Origin of the sequence: Halofilum ochraceum (assembly GCF_001614315.2) — a bacterium.
GTDB lineage: Bacteria > Pseudomonadota > Gammaproteobacteria > XJ16 > Halofilaceae > Halofilum > Halofilum ochraceum.
In genome coordinates this window covers 281,880-301,395 of the sequence record NZ_LVEG02000005.1, presented here as the reverse complement: position 1 = coordinate 301,395, position 19,516 = coordinate 281,880, and the positions used below count along the sequence as shown (strand labels likewise).

Genomic DNA, 19,516 nt, shown 5'->3' with positions numbered 1-19,516 from the left:
CCTCATCCCGGCCTCGATCGAACTTCGCCCATGCTCCAGTCGTTCAAGGATCGTATCCGCGGTTCCCGGTGGCTCGGTTACACCATCGTTGGAATCATCTCCGTACCTTTCGCCCTCTGGGGTATCCAGGCCTATATGGGCGGTGGCGCCCAGACCGCTGCCGTAACGGTGAACGGTGAAGAGATCCCGAGCCGCCAGGTCGAGCGTCTGGTCGCGCAGCAGCGCCAGACATTGAGCGAACGGTTCGGTGGCAGCCTTCCGGAAGCCTTTTCCGATCAGATGCTGCGCGAGCGTGTTCTCGAGCAACTGATTTCCCGTGAACTGCTGGAACAGACCGCCGCCGATGCGAATCTGCAGCTCGGCGAACAAGCACTTGCGGAGCGCATCCGCGGGCAATCCATGTTCCAGCGGGATGGTGGTTTTGACCGCGATCTCTACCGCCAGATCCTGGGACAATCGGGATTGACTCCGAGCCAGTACGAGACGCGCGTTCGCGACAGTGCGCGGGTTGAGCAACTCCGGCAGGCTATCGTCGGCTCGTCGTTCGTGCTCGAGCCCGAGGCGCGTCGGCTCGCCCGCCTGGCCGGCCAGGAACGCCGGGTGGTGTCTCTGCGCTACGGGCGGGATGCCGCCAGTGCGGCGGTCGAGGTCGAAGAGGAGGCCGTCGAGACGTATTACCAGGAGAACCGGGAACGATTCCGGACGCCGGAGCAGGTTCGCGTCGCATGGGTGGAACTGGATATCGAGGCGCTCAAGGAACAGGTCGAGGTGTCGGAGGAGGATCTCCGCCGCGAATACGAATCGGCGGGCCAACGATATCGCAGTGCCTCGGAACGCGAAGCGGCTCATATCCTGATCGAGGTGCCCGAAGACGCCACCGAGGACACCGAGCAGCAGGCCCTGGACGAAATCCGTTCCCTGCGGGAACGCCTTGAGGACGGTGCGGATTTTGCAGAGCTCGCCCGGGAATACTCGGACGACAGCGGCTCGGCGCGCCAAGGTGGCGATCTTGGGGCCGTCAAACGCGGGATGATGGTCGAGCCCTTCGAAGAGGCGCTGTTCGCGCTCTCGGGGGAAGGCAGCGTCAGCGAGCCCGTGCGCACGACCTATGGTTATCATCTGATCAAGTTGCTGGATGTCCGCGAGCGGGAACAGGAACCGTTCGAGGAGGTGAAGGACGAGATCCGCGATGACCTGCGGACACGCCGTGCACAGGATCGTTTCTACGAGCGTGTCGACGTCCTTCAGAATACGGCCTATGAGAACCCGGACAGCCTGGAGGTGGTCGCCGAAGCGACGGGGGTTCCCGTTCAGCGCAGCGAGTGGATCTCGCGTGATTCTGGTGAAGGCATCGGTTCGAACGAAGCGGTTCGCGAGGCGGCGTTCAGCCCCACTGTGCTGGATGAGCGCCGCAACAGCGATGTGATCGAACTGGGTGAGCGCCGCATCGCCGTGATCCGCGTGACCGACCACCGGGAGCCGCAGCCCAGACCGCTGGATGAGGTCCGTGCGCAAGTGCGGGAACGGGTTGAGTCCGAACGGATTGAGACCCGGATGCGCGAGTGGTCGCAGTCGGTGATCGAGCGCCTCAATAACGGTGCGAGCTTCGAGGAGATCGCTGCGGAGGGTGACGGCGTGGACCTGGTTGAGCATGGCTGGGTCCGTCGCGGTGCGAGTGACGTAAGCCGTAATCTGCTCGAAACCGCTTTTGGGCTGGCGCCGCCGGGGTCGGACGCGTCTTACGCGGATCTCACGCTGAGCGGTGGCACGCGGGCCGTGGTCGCCGTGCGGGAAATCCGCTACCCCGAGGTGGTGGAGGACACGCTTGCACAGACCAACCAGCGGCGGGCGCGCATACAGTCCGAGGCGGAGTTCCGGGCGTGGATGGAGGCGTTACGCGCCGAGGCCGATATCACCCGGCGCGATGGCGGCGGGTCAGGCTCCGGAGGCTGACCCGGCTGGATGAAGCCGGGCGGGCCGGGGGACCGCCGGCGCGGTACCGAATGGTGCCAGCCTCCCCCTTTCCCTTCCCGTTTATAAGGCCTGTGTAAGGCCCGCGAGGCCGCTGTGGCCGTCTATGCAAAAGGTCCGGCGGAGCCGGCCGTCATTGCGGAACGGCTTCAGACGTCGACTGCAACGGTGAAGTTCGCGCCCGCGTCCACGTAGACGATTTCGCCGGTAATCCCCGACGCGAGATCGGAGCACAGGAATGCGGCCGTGTTGCCGACTTCCTCGGTCGTGACGTTCTTGCGCAGCGGCGACATCTTTTCGGCCTGATCGAGCAGTTTGCGGAAATCCCCGATCCCCGACGCCGCGAGCGTACGGATGGCCCCGGCCGAGACGGCGTTGACCCGAACGCCCGACGGGCCCATGGCGTAGGCCATATAGCGAACGTTCGCCTCCAGGCTCGCCTTCGCGACACCCATCACGTTGTAGTTCGGCATCGCGCGTTCGGCGCCAAGGTAGGTCAGGGTCAGAATCGCGCTCTGGTCGGTGAGCAACGGACGGAGCGCCTTGCCCATGGCGGCGAGGCTGTAGGAACTGATGTCGTGCGCCTGGCTGAAGCCTTCGCGCGTGAGATTCTCGAGGTAATCGCCATCGAGATGGTCCCGCGGTGCGTGCGCGACCGCATGCACGATAATATCGAGACCATCCCAGCGCGACTGGATGGCGTCCGGGAGCGCGTCGATCTGCGCGTCATCGGCCACGTCGAGGGGCATCAGAAAGTCGCTGTCGAGCTGTCCGGCAAGATCGCGGACGCGGGATTCCAGCCGTTCATTCTGATACGTAAAGGCCAGTTCGGCGCCCTGTGCATGCATCGCCTCGGCGATGCCCCATGCGATCGAGCGCTTGCTCGCAACACCCGTGATCAGTGCGCGCTTGCCGTTGAGAAAGCCCATTTGTCCTTCCGTCATTGATAGAGAGGGGCGAATAATAGTCCAGCGATGCCCATTACGACAAACGGCGCCTCGCCTCTCCCCAGCGATGCCCGTGATCCGCCCTGTGTGGTCGCCAGGGGGTTGCCCGGTGCGTGCCGCCCGCTATTTGGTCTGATGGGTGAACACGCCATCCCAGTCATCCGGCGGCGGATGGTTACGGAAGTGCATGATCCGGTCGAGATACATGGCGTATACGGTGTCATCAGGATATTCACGGGACAGCGAGAATATCTCGCGTTCGGCGTCATCCCAGTCACGCTGGCGATACTTCTCCAGGGCGGCGTGGTAGCGCTTGATGGCCTTGCGCGTTTCCCGTTCCACTTCGTCGATCGGGCCGATCGGTTCATAGATCGCGACCGGGCGGTCCTTGCCCTTGACCCGAACGACGTCCAGTTCGCGGAATTCGAATTCCGGTACGGCGTGGCGGGTCGTTTCGCTGACGATCATGTCGACACCGTACGTCCGCGTGAGCCCCTCCAGGCGTGAGCCCAGGTTCACTGCATCGCCCAGTGCGGTGTAGGCCATGCGGAACTCGGAGCCCATGTTGCCGACGTTCATTACGCCGCTGTTGAGGCCGATTCCCACCTCGAGCGCGGGCCAGCCTTCGCGCTCGAACTGCGGCTGCAGATCCTTCATCGTCTGCTGCATTTCCCATGCGGCGTACAGGGCATGCCGCGCGTGATCCGGATCCGCGAGCGGTGCGCCCCAGAACGCCATGATTGCATCACCCATGTACTTGTCGATGGTACCCCGATGCTGATGGATGACCCGTGTCATTGGTGTCAGGAAGGCATTCATCAGGCGAGTCAGCTCCGAGGGTTCGAGATTCTCGGAGATACCCGTGAATCCGCGCACGTCGGAGAACAGGACCGTCATCTCCCGGCTTTCGCCGGCGAGTGAAACCTCTTCCGGCGCCTTGTCCATCTCTTCGACCAGTTCAGGGGGTATGTACTGGCCGAACAGTTTCGCGAGCTGGCGTTTGCCGCGCGTTTCAACGAAAAAGCCCCAGGCTACATGGAAAATGAACAGCAGCGCCACCAGGACCAGAGGGGACGCAAGCGGCAGGACCAGGTTGGCGCCGTTCCAGGCCATGACGTTGGTCGCCAGGAGCAGGGCGGTGATACCCGTGATCGCCGCTGAAAGCCAGAGTGGAGGCAGCAGCGGCAGCAGCGCGGTCAGGCCGATCCCCACAAGGGCCAGGATAATGAATTCATAGCCGAGCAGGTAGGCCGGCCGCCGCTTGATGCGTTCATCGAGGATGCCGGAGACGATATTCGCGTGGACCTCGACTCCGGGATAGACGTTCTGGACGGGCGTGGAGCGCAGATCGAGCAGGCCCGCCGCGGTCGCGCCGACGAGAACGATGCGATCCTCGAGCACGGCGGGGTCGGCGGTACCGTTCAGGATATCCGCGGCCGAGACATAGGGGAAACTGTGTTGTGGCCCCCGGTAGGGCACGAGCACCGCACCCTGTTCGTCGACCGGGATTTCACGGGAACCCATGCGTACCGACTCTACCGCCTGATAACCGTTGCCCTCGCGTGCCACTTCGAGTTCGACCTCGGGCCAGTCGAGGGCGGCGCGCGCGGTTTCAAAGGCCAGAAGGCCGTACAGATCGCCCTCGTACGCCTGGATCAGAGGTACGCGGCGAAAGACGCCGTCACGGCCGACGAGGGGATTGTCAAAGAATCCGCCGCTCGCGGCCGCTTCCTGCAGGACCGGCAGGTTGGCCCCGTAACCCTGGGGCGTGAGGATCGGCAGCTGTTCGAGTCCATCGGCCCCGGAGGCATCGAGCGCCGGGGGCAGCATGCCGACGGATTCGTCGGACTCCGGGTCGACACTGTTGCGGAAGAAGAACCCGAGCACGGTATTCCGGTCCTGCAGGGCGCGCGCGAACGTGCGGTCGCGATCAAGCTTCGGTGCCAGTCGACGATAGGCCTCAAGAAAGTCCGGGTTGTCGGACAAGGATCCGTCGGCGAGCCGCTGAAGGATCTGGAGACCGGAACTCTCATCGCGTTCGGCGAACACGACATCAAAGCCCACGGTGTCCGCGTTGTAGTGGTCGTATAGCCGGTCGACCATCCGCGCCAGAACGTCGCGTGACCATGGCCAGCGGCCGACTTCGTTGAGGCTGGCTTCGTCGATCGCTACGATGACCACGCGCTCATCGACCGTGCCCGGCAGCGTAAGCTGAAGCCGCGCGTCATAGGCCATGTTTTCGAGTTGTTCGAGAAAACCCAGTCGCAATACCCCGGTCGCGTGCAGCAGGAAGGGCACGATCAGAAGCAGGCTGATGCCGATCCGGATGTAGCGTTGAGTGGACACGTCAGGTGGGTTTCATCTGGTCTCTGGACTGGATGCACTGCAGGGAATGGCGCCGACCATAGCAGAAGCGACCGATCACCACTACTGTGTGGCCGGGGCACGGGCTTGCTGGTAGTGTCCGCAGACCGGATCGGGTATGGAATCAGGGGAGACTCGCGTGGGCAATGGCACGATCAGACTTGGCGTGAATATCGATCATATCGCGACCGTTCGACAGGCCCGCGGGACGCGGTATCCGGATCCTCTGTTCGCGGCGTTTCAGGCGGCCGAGGCGGGTGCGGACGGGATTACCATGCATCTGCGTGAAGACCGTCGGCATATCCAGGACCGCGATGTATACCGGGTGCGCGAACATGTCGACTGCCGTCTTAACCTGGAGATGGCGGCCACGGATGAGATGGTCTCGATCGCCGAAGACCTGCAACCGCACGACTGTTGCATCGTGCCGGAGCGGCGCGAGGAGTTGACCACCGAGGGCGGACTCGACGTGAGCGCGGCCGGGTCACGGCTGGGTGAGATATGCCCGCGTCTCGCAGCGGCCGGCATCCAGGTTTCACTCTTCATCGATCCGGATCCGGCGCAGATCGATGCCGCGGCTGAAGTGGGCGCGCATGCGGTCGAGATTCATACGGGCCGTTATGCGGATGCCGCCGGCGATGCGGCGCGTCGACACGAGCTGGAGAGTCTCGCGCGGGCGGTACAGTATGGTGTCGATGCCGGTCTGTACGTGCATGCGGGACATGGCCTCCATTACGGTAACGTGGAAGCGGTCGCGGCGCTGCCCGGCGTGCGTGAACTCAATATCGGCCACGCGATCGTAGCCCGTGCGCTCAGCGTCGGTCTCCCCGACGCGGTCGGCGCGATGAAGACCCTCATGCGCCACGCACGGCCATAAGCGCATTCAGCCGCGCGCGCGGCGCGCAGCGGGGCGGGTGTTGTCACAGCGTGTCGTGCAGTCCCCGTGAGACCGGGAATACGCGCCACTGAACGCGCTTCTCGGGGATCAGCGGTGACCTCCCACGGATGCCCGGATCGGTGACTGCAGGCCCTCGATCGTCCGCCATACGGGCTCAGGGATTGCTCGAATGGGGCTCCGTGGCACCGTTCTCGCCCATCTTCTGCAGCACGTCGATCGTATCGCAGACGGTATTCACGGCCTGTGTGGGGTCATCCCCATTACGTACACGGTCCTCGAGATTGGCGATGTCGTGACGCAGCCGCGGCACCCCGCAGTATGCGGCTGCGCCTTTGAGTCGATGGGCAGCGGTGAGCAGGGCCTGTGGGTCGCCCCGGTCCAGGGCCGAGCGCAGTGCCGCGCGACTCGACGGGAGATGCTGGCAGAGCATCGTGAACAACTCATCGGCGACGCCGCTGCGCCCACCGGCCCGGGTCCGGGCATCTTCCGGATCGTAATACGGTGGCGGGGTCGCCGCGCGTGCACCGTCTTTCTCGTCAAATTCCGTCGCACCGCTTTCGTGCTCCCCTGCGTGGCACCACTGCGAAAGACGTTCCAGAAGCGTCGCGCGGCTGACCGGCTTGACCAGTACATCGTTCATGCCGGCGGCCATCGCCGCGTGCGCCTGATCGGCGAATGCGTCCGCCGTGATCGCGAGGATCGGCGTGTGAGCATTGAGTTCGCCGGGCGTCCGCAACATTGCGCTCGTCTCGATGCCGTCGCGCTCCGGCAGATGAATGTCCATGAGGATCGCGTCGAACCGCGTCAGCCGGGCATGATAGAGGGCTTCGTCGCTGCCGGTCGCGGCCACCGTTTCCCAGCCCGTGCCCTCGAGGAATGATTCGAGGAGCTTCAGGTTGACCGGCTGATCGTCGACCACCAGGACCTTCGCGGGCGGACTGCCGTTGGACCCCAGGCCTGCGTGGTCCGACCATGGGGGACGGGCCCCCTCGTGGCCGGGTTGGTCCAGGGCGCGTTCGAGCGCATCCCGCAGGACCCGCGGGTCGGGCGTTTTCTGCACAACATGTCCGAATCCCTCGTCGAGCAGCCGCCGATGGATCTCGGGGTCTTCCGCGTAGATATACGCGAATACGGGGATGTCGCTGCTCGGGATGGATGCGGGTAAGGTCATTTTCCCGTCGTGTATGTCCCTGGCCGGAATGTGGACGAGGGTCGCGTCCAGGGCAGCCATGTCCGGCCAGTCGGAAGTCGGACGGTCGGTCGCAACCGGATCGGCGTCGATGCCGGCCATGGCCAGGATGTCGACGTGTGTGGCGATGAAATCCGGATCGCCATCGATGACCAGCGCGACCCGCCGCCGCGGTCCACGCTCGTTGCGGCCCAATGCGGTATGTGCCTGCTCCAGCTCGAGCGTAAACCAGAATTCCGAGCCGGCACCGGGTTCACTGCGGAATTCGATCAGACCGTCCATCAGGAACACGATTTCACTCGCGATATGGAGACCGAGGCCGGTTCCCGTGGCACGTGGACGCTGTTCACCGCACACGTCTTCCCCCTGCGCAAACGCCTGGAAAAGGCGGGCCTGCGCCTCATGCGGGATGCCGCGTCCGGTATCGCGGAAGGAGAACGTCAGCGCGACGCCACCGTCCGCACGTGACACCGCATGGGCACCGATCTGGACAAGCCCCTGATCCGTGAATTTCACAGCGTTGCTGGCCAGATTGATCAGGACCTGATTGAGGCGGACGGCATCGACCCGTACCGCCGAGTGCCGGCGCGGGGCGGGTTTTACGACGAATTCAACGCCTTTGGCGAAAGCCTGAGGGGCGAGCAGGTTGAATGTCTCGAACAGGAGTTCGTTGACATCCGTGTCCGCGTATTCCAGTTCCATGTGCCCCGACTCGATCTTCGACAGATCGAGTATGCCGTTGAGCAGGCTGAGCAGGCTCTGGGCGGAACTCTGGATCGTCACCAGGTAATCGGCATACACCGGATCGAGGTCAGCGCGACCGAGCAGTTCCGTGAACCCGAGAATGGAATTCATCGGCGTACGGATTTCGTGACTGATGTTCGCGAGGAAGCGTGACTTGAATTCACTTGCGGCTTCGGCTTCCCGCCGCGCCGACTCGAGCTCGGCGTTGCGCTCCTCGAGTTTCGCCAGTGTGGCCTGTAACTCGGAGGTGGCCTCCTCAATGCGTTCATTGAGCGAGCGTTTCGTGCCCTCGATACCTACGGTAAGTTCCCGCACGCCACGTTCGAGCTGCCCGAGCTCACCGCCCGACGCGACACGCGGCCGATAGTCGTAGTCACCCTCACGTATCCTCTCGATACCGCGTACGAGTTCGTGGACCGGATCGGTCACGCTGCGGCCGATCCGTACGGCTACGAGGGCCGTGATACCGAGTGCAATCACCGCCAGGGCAAGCCCCTCGAGCAACGGCCCGATCTGTTCCTGTCGGGCTTGGGCGAGGTCGACCGTAATATCGACGGAGCCAAGCGGGGCGTCGGAATTCCCAGCGATGCCTGGCGGGGATGAGGCGGACGATGGACTGCCGATGGGGTGGGTGATACGTACGGCGTCGTCGCCGGTATTCGCTTCGACGGTTTCATCGGGCGGCGCATGCAGGAGGACGTTGCCGCCTTGATCCCGGATGGTGATCCCCGCGATCGACGTGCGTCCGGTGATGAGCGAATTCGTCAGCCCCTCGAGGAGCGCACCGTCGTCCGCCGCCATAACGACATGCGCGGCAACCGGTCCGATCTTGGCCGCGACCGCGCGCGCGTGCTCCAGTGCGTGGCGCTCCGCGACCTGAATCTGCTGATACGCATTGTAGACGGAGAGTACGACTGCCAGCAGCGCGGCGGGCAGCAGCGCGATCAGGAGGACGCGGCGCTGGATACTCCAGTTCTTCATGATTGCGCCGTCCGCGGATCAGGTTCGCTGCGCTCGAAGATGTGACTCGGGCTCTGACATGGCCGGAAACGCCGTGCGTGCGCCGCGCGCACCAGGCTACGGGTTTCTCGGCCAGGCTCCCGGGTTCAGGAGACGAGGAACTCCATCTTGACCCCGGCGACTTCGATCACGGATTCGTTTTCGAGGCGAATGGCTTCGCTGCCCACCTGCTGTCCATCGACGGTTGGATGTCCACCGTCCTTCGCTTCGATTTCGATCAGGAAGTAGCCCTGGGCGCGCCGCGTGATCGCGGCAACCTGTACGCCCGGCTTGCCGAGTGTCGTCAGGGCTTTCTTGAGTTCGAGTTCTCGGCCCGCATTGGCGCCGCTGATGACGCGGACGTGGGCCCGGCCCGCCGCCTCTTCGACGGATCGGTCGGATTCGGCGGCGATCTGCTGTCCAAGCGCCTCTACCGATCGATCGACCGATGCGCTGCCCGTGTTTTCCGGCATGCCCTTGGTGTCCGGACGGATCACCATCGTGCGCTCGAAATCGTTTTCGCCACCCCGGGACGCCGCCTCGTTGGAGTAGGTCAACAGGTGTTTGCCGATCATGATCGCGTCGCCATCCTGGAGCGCATGCTTGCGGATCTGCGACCCGTTGACGTACGTACCGTTCGTGCTGTTCTGATCCTCGAGGAATGAATCATTGAGGATCGTCAGAATCCGGGCGTGGTGGCCACTGACGGCCAGATTGTCGATCTGGATGTCATTGTCCGCCTTGCGACCGATCGTCATCTGTTCCTTGTCGAGTTCATACTCGGCAACGACCTGATCATTGAACGAGAGCGTCAGCTTGGCCATGGTGTATGCGTCCGGGGGCGACTGTTTAGCGGTGTGACTGGGGGGCGCGTTTCTTCTCGGGGCATGGCGCGTTCCTCACTGGAACCAGTCGACAAAACGCCGGAACCAGCTGCGGCGACCTGGAAACGGCTGCAGAACGCGTGCAAGTACGACCGATACGTTGTCCTGGCCGCCATTTCCATTTGCTTCCTCGATAAGACCGTCAGCGGCAGCTTCGAGATTATCACCAAACTTATCAAGGGTTAAGCGAATGGTCTCGTCGTCAACCATGTCGTTGAGGCCATCGGAGCAGAGCAGGTAGAGGTCGCCGGGGAGCGCGATTTCCTCCTGCAGATCCGCATTGACCGATTCCTCGATCCCGAGGGCCCGCGTGACGATGTTGCGGTTGAGTGATGCGCGGGCCTCTTCCGGCGTGTAGAAGCCGCGATCAATCAGTTCCTGCATCAGCGTGTGGTCGCGTGTCAGCTGTTCGAGCCTGCCGTTACGCAACCGGTAGGCACGGGAATCGCCGACGTGGGCGAGAGTCAGCCGGTCGTCGTAGAAGAGAGCAACGACCAGCGTCGTCCCCATGCCTTCGTACTGCGGCTGCGTGCGCGCGGTCTCGTAGACGATCGTGTTCGCTTCGTTGACCACGTCGCGGGCGAGCAGGCTTTCCGGGGCGTAGGCCTCGTCGTCGGGCGATTCGGTGCCAACCGCCGGCAGGCGGTTCGCCAGTTCGCGCGTCACCGTTTCCACGGCGAGCGCGCTCGCAATCTCGCCGCCTTTGTGCCCGCCCATGCCGTCCGCCAGCACCGCGATGCCTCGGGGTGGATCGGCAGCGACACGATCCTCGTTGTGCGGACGCTTGCGCCCGGTATCGCTGCGCTCGGCAAACGCGAGCATCGGGCTGAGATCCACACGCCGGCCAGGCATGCCGATCAACCCTTGTCGATCCGCTCGGCGCAGGCGCGGAGTTCGGCCGCCATCGACCGGCCATCCGCATAACGCGTGTCAGGGTCCTTCTCCATTGCGCGGTCAACGATCTCACCGACACAATCCGGGAGCTGGTCGTCGATATCGTGTATCGGGGTGTGCGGTTCGTTCGCGATCCGGTACATCAGGGTGGCCATGCTGTCTGCCGTGAACGGGAGTTTCCCGGTCACCATCTGATACAGCATCACGCCCAGCGAAAAGAGGTCCGAGCGTCCGTCCACCTTGTTGCCAGCAAGCTGTTCGGGAGACATGTACGACGGCGTACCGAGAACCATGCCGGTCTTGGTCCGGCTGGAGTCGGTGATACGGGCAATTCCGAAGTCGGTGATTTTCAGCGTCTGGCTGTCGGGGTCGTACATGATGTTGCCCGGCTTCACGTCACGGTGCACGACATTGTGGTCATGCGCATAGGCGAGCGCCTCTGCGCAGTCGGCGACCATTTCCAGCACGCGGCGCAGGGGCAGGAGGTTGCCCGCCTTGATCCACGGCGTGAGATCCTTGCCCTTGAGGTATTCCATCGATATGTAGGCGAGGTCGTGCTCTTCGCCGGCATCGTAGATCGTAACGATGTTGGGGTGATTCAGGCGGCCCGCCGTTTCCGCTTCGCGGAAGAAACGTTCCTTAACGTCCTCGAGCTCATCCGCTTCGAATTCCTGCGACAGCGCGAGTGTCTTGATGGCGACGACGCGATTGATCTTCGGGTCCCGCCCCTGATAGACGGTGCCCATCGCGCCCTTGCCGATCTCTTTCTCGACGTCGTAGCGGCCCAGTTTCGGATTCTCGATGTCATCGCCGCCGAGCACCATCGTGCCGTCGCCGCCACCACCACCGCCACCGAGGACAACGGTCTCTTCCATCTTCTTCGCACGCTTGCGACGGGTCGCGATATCGCGGAAGTCCCCGTCATGCTTCGCCATGTAGTCGTAGACGTTGCTCGCCTTGTTGAACTGGCGTTTGCGCTCGTAGTCCAGTGCCAGGTTGTAGAGCACCTCCATCATCGAGTCGTCGAGCGGGCACTTGCGGTACTTCTCGAACGCGGTATCGAGCTGTCCCTGACTCTGGAACGAGAGTCCGAGCATGCGGTTGCTCTCGGCGGACTCGGCGTCGGAGCGGAGCTTGCCCCGCTCGGTGGCCAGGAAACGCTTGGTCATCATCAGCGTGTAGCCGACCACGAGCAGAGCGGCCGGTGTCGCAAGCGGGATCCACATCTGCTGGGTGACCAACAGTCCATACCCGGTGCCCGCCGCGCCGCCGACGAGAATGATGCCGATCACGGCGGCGGTGCCGCCGCGCAGCCTGGGGACCAGAACAATGAGATAGAGGGCGATCAGCGCGAATGCCCCCATCCGGGCCCAGTGGGCCCAATCCGGGCGGAGGAAGAAATCCTGTTCAAGGATGCTCGAGACGGCATGTGCCAGCGTGATGACGGGGGCGGTCGTGGCGCTGATCGGGGTCACCTGAGCATCGCCCACGCCGGTGGCGGTGGCGCCGACCAGTACGATGCGATTCTCGTACTTCTCTGCCGGTATACGCCCGGACAGGACATCGTAGAAGGAGTCGACCGGGAAGGCCGATTGCGTGCCGGCGCCTTCCTCGTCGTCATAGAAGAACATGTTCATCTGCAGGGCCGAGTCCGTGGCGATATCCAGCCCACCGAGCTGCACGCCGCGGCCGGGGCGGATCGTGATGTCTTCCGCGTTCAGGTTCAGCCCGCGGGCCGCCACCATCAGCGACAGTGACGGGTAATAGTCGTCGAAATAATCGATCACCAGCGGCTGCGAACGGACCCCGCCGTCGATGTCGGGGTTGAAGTTCAGGTGGCCGATCGCATCCGCGGCGGGGCCGACCGGTTCGATCGGGGACAGTGCCCGCTGGGCCGGCAGGCCGAGATAACGGGGCAACGGGCCCGCGGCCGCCGCGACATTGGTGATCGTGTTGGCGCGTACGTACTCCGGCAGCGGATTGTCGGGTTTGCCCACCGGCGATCCGAGACGGAAGGGCATGCCGAGGACGACGTTGTCGGCGGCCTCCATCGCCTGGGCGAGCTTCTGGTCGGTATCGAGGTCCGTGGCGGCGCTCGCCAGGCGTTCGTGCAGTCCGTCCAGCCGCTCACGCGCCTGCTGGGAGACATCCGGATCTTCGATGATCGCCGGGAGTTGCCCGATCGAGCGCTGATCATAATACTCGAGCAGCTCGCGGATCCGGGTCAGTCCAGGGTCGATCTGGGGCTCGAGGAAGAAGACGGTGTATCCGATCGCATCCGCGCCACCCTCGGCCAGCTTGCCGATCATCCGGCCATGCAGGTCGCGCGACCAGGGCCAGCGTCCCAGGTTGGCGATACTTTCGTCGTCGATCGCGATGACCGCGATGCGATCGCTGGGTTCCGCGTCCGCGCCGGTGACGCCCCAGTCGTAGAGGCTGCGTTCCAGACTCTGGAGAAGTGCGGTCCCGGATGCGGCGACGAACACGAGACTCACCACTACACCGACGAACCAGTCGGATTTCAGGAAACCGGCCTTCATCCGTGCCTCCCCCAAGGCCATAATTCGGTCGATCATACTACAAGAGCGTTGCGGCGGAAGAACCCGGCGTGACCCCGTTCACACGGGGGGGCGGGGTGGCGTGTGGTATCTTGCTGCCGCGAGCACGTAATCGCCGTGCAGTCGTGCGACCCGGGAGCATTCTGTGCGGGACCTCCTACACCGAATCGAGCGTCTGAATGAGATCGGGGTAGCCCTGTCGGGCGAGCCGGACCATACACGCCTCCTCGAGACCATTGTCGAGCGCGCGCGGGAACTCACCGCCGCGGATGGCGGCACGCTGTATCTTGTCCATGACGACCGTACGGTCACGTTCGAGATCGTGCGCACGGGGTCGCTAGGGATCGCGCTCGGCGGCAATACCGGCGAACCGATTCCGTTTCCGGCGCTTGAGCTCGAGGTCGACGGCGAGCCCAACGAGAGCATGGTCGTGACGCACGCGGTACTGCGCCGCGAAACCATCAGCATCCCGGACGCGTATGACGCACGCGGTTTCGATTTCAGCGGAACCCGGGCCTTCGACCGGCGCATGGGCTATCGCACGCAGTCGCTCCTGACGGTGCCGATGTGTGACCATGAAAACAGCGTGATCGGCGTCCTGCAGTTGATCAACGCGATGGACGGGGAGCGCGTCGTCCCGTTCGAGCCCGCCGATCAGCGACTGGTCGAATCGCTTGCCTCGCAGGCGGCGATTGCCTTGTCGAACAAACGCCTGCTGGATCAGCAGCGCGCACTGTTCGAGGCCTTCGTGCGCCTCATCGCGCAGGCGATCGATGAAAAGTCCCCCTACATCGGCGCGCATTGTCGGCGTGTTCCCGAGTTGACCATGATGCTCGCCGATGCCGCCGCCGAAACGCCCGAAGGGCCGCTGGGCGATTTCTCGATGACGGGGAACGATCGCTACGCGCTCTGGCTCGCCGGCTGGCTCCATGATTGCGGCAAGATCACGACCCCCGAGCATGTGATGGACAAGTCGACGCGGCTCGAAACCGTACACGACCGGATCGAGACCGTCGCGGCGCGCTGCGCCGCCCTGCGGCAGGAAATACGGGCGACCGCCGCGGGCCCGATCGCGGCGGCCGAGGCGCGCGACGACCACTCGAACGCGCGTGCATTGGCGGCCGAGCGCGACCGTGAACTCGCGGAACTGGCCGCGGATCTGGCATTCCTGCGCGCAGTGAACGAAGGCGGCGAACGGATCAGCGACGCGGATCGCGCCCGGGTCCGGCGCATCGCCGCGCGCCAGTGGACCGATGCCGACGGCGCCTCAAGACCCCTGTTGAACGATGATGAAACCAATAACCTTCTGATCGAGCGCGGCACGCTGAATGCCGAAGAACGGCGGATCATCGAGCACCACGTCGTCGCGACCATCAACATGCTGGAAGCGTTGCCGTTTCCGAATCACCTGCGCAACGTGACCGAATATGCAGCCGGCCATCACGAACGCGTCGACGGGCGGGGCTACCCGAACGGATTGACGCGGGATGAGATGTCGGTCCCGGCAAGGGCGATGGCGATCGCGGATGTATTCGAGGCCTTGAGTGCGGCGGACCGCCCGTATAAGCCGGGGAAGCCGCTGTCGGAATGCCTGCGGATCATGCGCACCATGCGCGACGATGGCCATGTCGATCCGGATCTGTTCGAGGTGTTTATCCGCGAGGGCGTGTACTGGCGGTATGCCCGCGAATATCTGAATCCGGAGCAACTGGACGAGGTGGACGCGCACGCGTTGCTGCGCGCGCAGTGACTTTCAGCGGGCCGGGACGGCTACTGCGCGGAGGTTTCCGTCGCAATGGCCTCGGGCGGAACACCCGCAAGTCCGTTGTTCAGGACCCGCACGTCGAATCCCCGTTCGCTCAGGATAAACGCGGCAGCGGAACTTCGCCGTCCGGTATCGCAGTACAGGACCCAGGTGCGCGCCGGATCGAGCTTCTGCGCCTTCATCCGCAGTACGAACAGGGGCACATTTGTCGCGGACTGGATGTGGCCGTTCTCGAATTCGGCCGGCAGACGGACGTCGATCCAGCCCGCCCCGTGTGCGACCACATCGGAGGCGGATTCGAAATCGAGGCGTTCGATCAACGGCTCCGTCAACAGCGAATTGAAATCTTCCTTGGACATACGCATGAGCGTGCCCGATGTCAGCATCGTGACGGTCGCGTTGCGCTCCTTGTCAGAGATCAGTGCTTCTTCACCGAAGCTGTCACCCTGGCCGAGTTCCGCGAGGCGTATACCGTCCGGTTTCGCCTTCGTCGCCCGGGTGACCAGGCAGCGTCCCTCGCGGATGATATAGAAGTAATCGCCGGACTCGCCCTGACGGATCACGACGTCACCGGCGTTGTAGCCGACTGGTTCCATGCGCATGAAGATCGCCTGGATGTTGGCTGGAGGAATGCGGCGAAAACATTCCGTCTGCAGCAGCCGCGTCATCCAGTCGCCGTCGTCTTCCTCCCCGGCATCCGCGAGTTCCTCGACCCGGTAGCTCCCCGTCTGATCCCAGGTGAGCATCAGATCCAGCAGATCCCGGTCGACCGCCAGTGCCACGGTATCCGTGCTGGCGCGCGCGGCGCGAGCCTTGGGCCCGATCACATCAAGGGCATTGCGCGTCGGTTCGGAACCGCCCTCGACGGTCTGTTCGATGCCGTTTTCGCCATGGAGTTCGACCGTGCCCTTGACGAGAAACAGCTGGGCATCGCTGCGCTCGCCATCGCGGAACAGGTAACGGCCGGCCGCAACCGACACGTACCGCGCTTTCCGGCTGAGTTCCTTGAGATTGTCCGGACTCAGTGAGCTCAGTGGCGAGAAGCGCGCCAGGTCCTGTGTGTTGACGTTATCGGCCATGGCTTGAGTAACAGGTCCAGTCGGTGGGTAGGCGGGGCCGAAAGTACCGGCTGGTCGTGGCGAAAGCAACCGGCGTCCTGGAGCGTTCTGACCGTTGGCCGCGATGCCCACCGGCGCCTCGAAGATCAGTATAATCCCGGTATCGGCCGGGGCGGAGGTGCAAACGGTTCCAATGAACCTTGACAGAAAGGCCGCTCCCATCGGCTGGGACGACGCGCAGACGGCGCTGCGGGCATGGTATGCGACCGCACCGGGCGCCGAACTGCATGGGCGCATCGCGGGTCGCATCGAAACGCTGTTGCGCGACCGCTATGCGCTGCACTGTCTGCAGATCGGCGGGACCCGTTACGGGGTCGATCTGCTGGCCGGACGCGCGCTGATCCACCGGATTCACGTTACCGGCGACGGCGCCGGCAGCATGCGGGCGCATCCGGCGGCACTGCCGCTGGCGACCGGATCGATCGATTTCGTCCTGCTGTGTCACGCGCTCGAGTTCAGCGCCGACCCGCACGCGATCCTGCGCGAGGTGGATCGGGTGCTGACCCTCGATGGGCTCGTGCTTTGCGTCGGCTTCAATCCGTGGAGCCTGCTGGGGCTGCGGGGTCTGTGGGGGCGGAGCGTGCCCTGGTGCGGTCATTTCTATGGTCCCGGGCGCATCGGTGACTGGTTCGCGCTGCTCGGCTGGCGTGTACAGCGCCGCGAGACGTTCGCTCTCTGCCCGCCCGTCCACAGCGAGCGCGTCCGTCGGCGGTTGATGACGCTGGAGCGGATCCAGCGCTGGCTGCCCGTGCAGGGTGGTATTCATGTACTGCTCGGTCGCAAGCATTCGATTCCTTTTACGCCCGTGCCGGCCCGGCGCCTGCGCGCGGAGCGTCGACCCGTGGTCGGCGGCGTCGTCCGCCCGACGCGGTACACGGAGATGCATTGATGAATTCGCCGGTCGTAATCCACACCGATGGCGCCTGCCGCGGCAACCCGGGTCCGGGGGGCTGGGGCGCCATTCTCGAGCACCAGAGCCGCGAACGGGAGCTGTACGGCTACGAGCCCGAGACCACGAACAACCGCATGGAACTGATGGCGATCATCCAGGCGCTGGAAGCCCTGAAACGTCCATGCAGGGTTCGGGCCATCACGGACTCCCAGTACGTGATGAAGGGCGTGACGGAGTGGATGGCGGGCTGGAAGAAGCGGGGCTGGCGAACCGCGGCGCGCAAGCCGGTGGCCAACCGTGACCTCTGGGAACGTCTCGACGCCGCCATGCAGCGACATGAAATCGAGTGGGAATGGGTACGGGGTCATACCGGTCACGCGGGCAATGAACGTGCCGATCAGCTGGCCAACCGTGGCATCGACGAGGCCGGAGGCAAGCGCTGATGCGACAGGTCGTACTGGATACGGAAACCACCGGACTCGAACCGCAGCAGGGGCATCGGATCATCGAAATCGGTTGTGTCGAGCTGTTCGATCGGCGCCACACCGGCAACCGCTTCCACCACTACATCAATCCGGAGCGTGAGATCGAGGAGGGGGCCGTCGAGGTCCATGGGATCTCGAATGAGTATCTGGCGGATAAACCGCTCTACGCCGATATCGCCGAGTCCCTGCTGGCGTTCCTGCGCGATGCCGAGCTGATCATTCACAACGCCCCGTTCGATGTGGCCTTCCTGAACGCCGAATTCGAGCGGCTCGGCGCGGAGTGGGGCCGCATCGAGGATCACTGCCCGCGCGTGGTGGACACCCTGGTGATGGCCCGCGAGCGCCATCCCGGCCAGCGCAACGGTCTGGATGCGCTGTGCAAGCGTTACGAGATCGACAACTCGGGCCGCGAGCTCCACGGCGCCCTGCTGGACGCCGAACTGCTGGCCGACGTCTATCGGGTCATGACGGGCGGACAGACGGCCCTGCACCTCGATGCGGGCAGCAATGGTGAATCGGGGCTCGGCGTACGGCACGGGCGCGCTCGCCGGCGCGGCGAGATACCGGTCGTGCGGGCCGATGCCGAGGAGCGCGCGGCGCACGAGGCGCGCGTCGCCGACATCGTGGCGGCCAGTGGCGGCTGCCTGTGGAGCGAAGAGGAGGGCGGCGACGCCTGAACGGGCGTCACGGGCAGCGGTCAGACCGCGTGGCGCATCAGGCGCTGGCGCTGGCGTTCCCAGTCCTTTTCTTTCTCGTCTTCGCGTTTGTCGTGCTTGCGTTTGCCCTTGGCGAGCCCGATTTCCAGCTTCGCCCGGCCCCGTTTCCAGTACAGCTGCAGCGGCACCAGCGTGTAGCCCCGGCGCTCGGTAGCACCGACCAGGCGGTCGATCTCGTGGCGGTGCAGCAGCAGTCGGCGCGTACGAGTCGGATCGGCGACCACGTGCGTGGACGCGGAGGGCAGGGGCGGGATGTGGGCCCCGAGCAGCCAGCACTCGCCACGCTTGAGGACGACATACGCCTCGGCGATCTGGGCGCGACCGGCGCGCAGACTCCGGACCTCCCAGCCCTGGAGCTCCAGACCCGCCTCGAGCCGATCCTCAATGGAAAAATCGTGACGGGCGCGACGATTGACCGCGATCACGTTGCCGGTGGGCGCCTTGTTTTTCTTCGCTTTGGCCATCGCGCCATTGTACTGACCCGGATGCCGGTAAAGCCACACTCAACGGTCCGCTGCGGGGCGCAGGTCTGTACGGGATATACATCGATGGCGCCAGGGGAACGGCGATACTTGAGTCGGACGAGCGGTTTGGCGACAATTCGCGCCACCCGGCTGCAGCCTGTCCCGCCGGCCCATTCAAAGCCCCGGACCCATTGTGCCCCGAATCCAGCGCTCCGCAACGGTGCCGCATTCGCCCGAACAGATGTTTGATCTGGTGAATGACGTCGAGTCGTATCCGCGTTTCCTTCCCTGGTGCCGGAGCGCCCGGGTACTGTCGAGCAGCGAACGCGAGGTCCGGGCGCGCCTCGAAATGGCCAAGGGCGCGCTGCACCGTTCGTTTACCACCCGCAACGAGCTGGAGCGCGGTCGCCGGATTCGGGTCCGGCTGGAAGACGGTCCGTTCAGTCGGCTCGAAGGGGACTGGCATTTCGATCCCGATGAGCAGGGCGGCTGCCGGGTCTCCCTCGACATGGAATACCAGTTCGCCGGACGCGTGCTCAGTGCCGTGATCGGCCCGGTCTTCAATCAGATCGCGCAGACAATGGTCGACTCCTTCGTCCGCCGGGCCGACTCCCTGTACGGGCGCTGA

General features: G+C 64.4%; 16 protein-coding genes. 7 read left to right on the top strand and 9 right to left on the bottom strand.

Annotated features, from left to right (window positions below; all coding sequences use genetic code 11):
- Positions 1–30: 30 nt before the first annotated feature.
- Complete coding sequence (locus tag A0W70_RS07820; RefSeq protein ID WP_070988734.1) at positions 31–1,953, top strand: SurA N-terminal domain-containing protein; 1,923 nt, start codon at positions 31–33, stop codon at positions 1,951–1,953.
- 167 nt (positions 1,954–2,120) lie between these two features.
- On the opposite strand, the gene A0W70_RS07815 is transcribed toward A0W70_RS07820, so the two are convergent.
- On the bottom strand, positions 2,121–2,900 hold the full coding sequence (locus A0W70_RS07815; protein ID WP_070988732.1) for an enoyl-ACP reductase FabI: 780 nt from the start codon (positions 2,898–2,900) through the stop codon (positions 2,121–2,123).
- A gap of 141 nt (positions 2,901–3,041) precedes the next feature.
- The gene (locus A0W70_RS07810; RefSeq protein WP_070988729.1) at positions 3,042–5,264 is read right to left on the bottom strand and encodes a CHASE2 domain-containing protein; all 2,223 of its coding nucleotides are present in this window, start codon (positions 5,262–5,264) and stop codon (positions 3,042–3,044) included.
- Between the two features lie 136 nt (positions 5,265–5,400).
- Between A0W70_RS07810 and pdxJ the strand changes: the two genes are divergently transcribed.
- Complete coding sequence (gene pdxJ / locus A0W70_RS07805; RefSeq protein ID WP_070988726.1) at positions 5,401–6,159, top strand: pyridoxine 5'-phosphate synthase; 759 nt, start codon at positions 5,401–5,403, stop codon at positions 6,157–6,159.
- Between the two features lie 43 nt (positions 6,160–6,202).
- On the opposite strand, the gene A0W70_RS17245 is transcribed toward pdxJ, so the two are convergent.
- The 5 genes from A0W70_RS17245 to A0W70_RS07785 form a co-directional block, all read right to left on the bottom strand.
- Complete coding sequence (locus A0W70_RS17245; protein ID WP_281182036.1) at positions 6,203–6,328, bottom strand: hypothetical protein; 126 nt, start codon at positions 6,326–6,328, stop codon at positions 6,203–6,205.
- Between the two features lie 6 nt (positions 6,329–6,334).
- Positions 6,335–9,094, bottom strand: coding sequence for a response regulator (locus A0W70_RS07800; RefSeq protein ID WP_070988724.1), 2,760 nt, complete (start codon positions 9,092–9,094; stop codon positions 6,335–6,337).
- A 125-nt stretch (positions 9,095–9,219) separates the two neighbouring features.
- A complete protein-coding gene (locus tag A0W70_RS07795; protein ID WP_070988722.1) occupies positions 9,220–9,936 on the bottom strand; it encodes an FHA domain-containing protein in 717 nt (238 codons plus the stop codon).
- A gap of 75 nt (positions 9,937–10,011) precedes the next feature.
- Complete coding sequence (locus A0W70_RS07790) at positions 10,012–10,818, bottom strand: Stp1/IreP family PP2C-type Ser/Thr phosphatase (RefSeq protein WP_139150791.1); 807 nt, start codon at positions 10,816–10,818, stop codon at positions 10,012–10,014.
- Positions 10,819–10,853: 35 nt separating this feature from the next.
- The gene (locus A0W70_RS07785; protein WP_070988720.1) at positions 10,854–13,430 is read right to left on the bottom strand and encodes a CHASE2 domain-containing serine/threonine-protein kinase; all 2,577 of its coding nucleotides are present in this window, start codon (positions 13,428–13,430) and stop codon (positions 10,854–10,856) included.
- Positions 13,431–13,593: 163 nt separating this feature from the next.
- Between A0W70_RS07785 and A0W70_RS07780 the strand changes: the two genes are divergently transcribed.
- Positions 13,594–15,198: an HD-GYP domain-containing protein gene (locus A0W70_RS07780; RefSeq protein WP_070988718.1), complete on the top strand. Its 1,605-nt coding sequence runs from the start codon at positions 13,594–13,596 to the stop codon at positions 15,196–15,198.
- Positions 15,199–15,218: 20 nt separating this feature from the next.
- Here the strand turns inward: A0W70_RS07780 and A0W70_RS07775 are convergent, their stop codons facing one another.
- Positions 15,219–16,292, bottom strand: coding sequence for a cyclic nucleotide-binding domain-containing protein (locus tag A0W70_RS07775; RefSeq protein WP_070988716.1), 1,074 nt, complete (start codon positions 16,290–16,292; stop codon positions 15,219–15,221).
- A gap of 172 nt (positions 16,293–16,464) precedes the next feature.
- Here A0W70_RS07775 and A0W70_RS07770 point away from each other — a divergent pair, with 172 nt between their 5' ends.
- From A0W70_RS07770 to dnaQ, 3 genes are read left to right on the top strand one after another with little or no spacing between them, the layout of a single operon-like run.
- A complete protein-coding gene (locus A0W70_RS07770; RefSeq protein WP_070988714.1) occupies positions 16,465–17,220 on the top strand; it encodes a methyltransferase domain-containing protein in 756 nt (251 codons plus the stop codon).
- On the top strand, positions 17,220–17,666 hold the full coding sequence (gene rnhA, locus A0W70_RS07765) for a ribonuclease HI (protein ID WP_175443081.1): 447 nt from the start codon (positions 17,220–17,222) through the stop codon (positions 17,664–17,666). Before A0W70_RS07770 ends, rnhA begins: the two co-directional genes overlap by 1 nt.
- Positions 17,666–18,385, top strand: a complete 720-nt coding sequence (dnaQ, locus tag A0W70_RS07760) for a DNA polymerase III subunit epsilon (protein WP_070988710.1) — start codon at positions 17,666–17,668, stop codon at positions 18,383–18,385. Before rnhA ends, dnaQ begins: the two co-directional genes overlap by 1 nt.
- Before the next feature lie 20 nt (positions 18,386–18,405).
- On the opposite strand, the gene smpB is transcribed toward dnaQ, so the two are convergent.
- Positions 18,406–18,888, bottom strand: coding sequence for an SsrA-binding protein SmpB (gene smpB, locus A0W70_RS07755; RefSeq protein WP_070988709.1), 483 nt, complete (start codon positions 18,886–18,888; stop codon positions 18,406–18,408).
- A gap of 190 nt (positions 18,889–19,078) precedes the next feature.
- On the opposite strand from smpB, the gene A0W70_RS07750 reads away from it, so the two are divergent.
- Positions 19,079–19,516 carry a type II toxin-antitoxin system RatA family toxin gene (locus A0W70_RS07750; protein WP_139150790.1) on the top strand — a complete coding sequence of 146 codons (438 nt, stop codon included), beginning with the start codon at positions 19,079–19,081 and terminating at the stop codon, positions 19,514–19,516.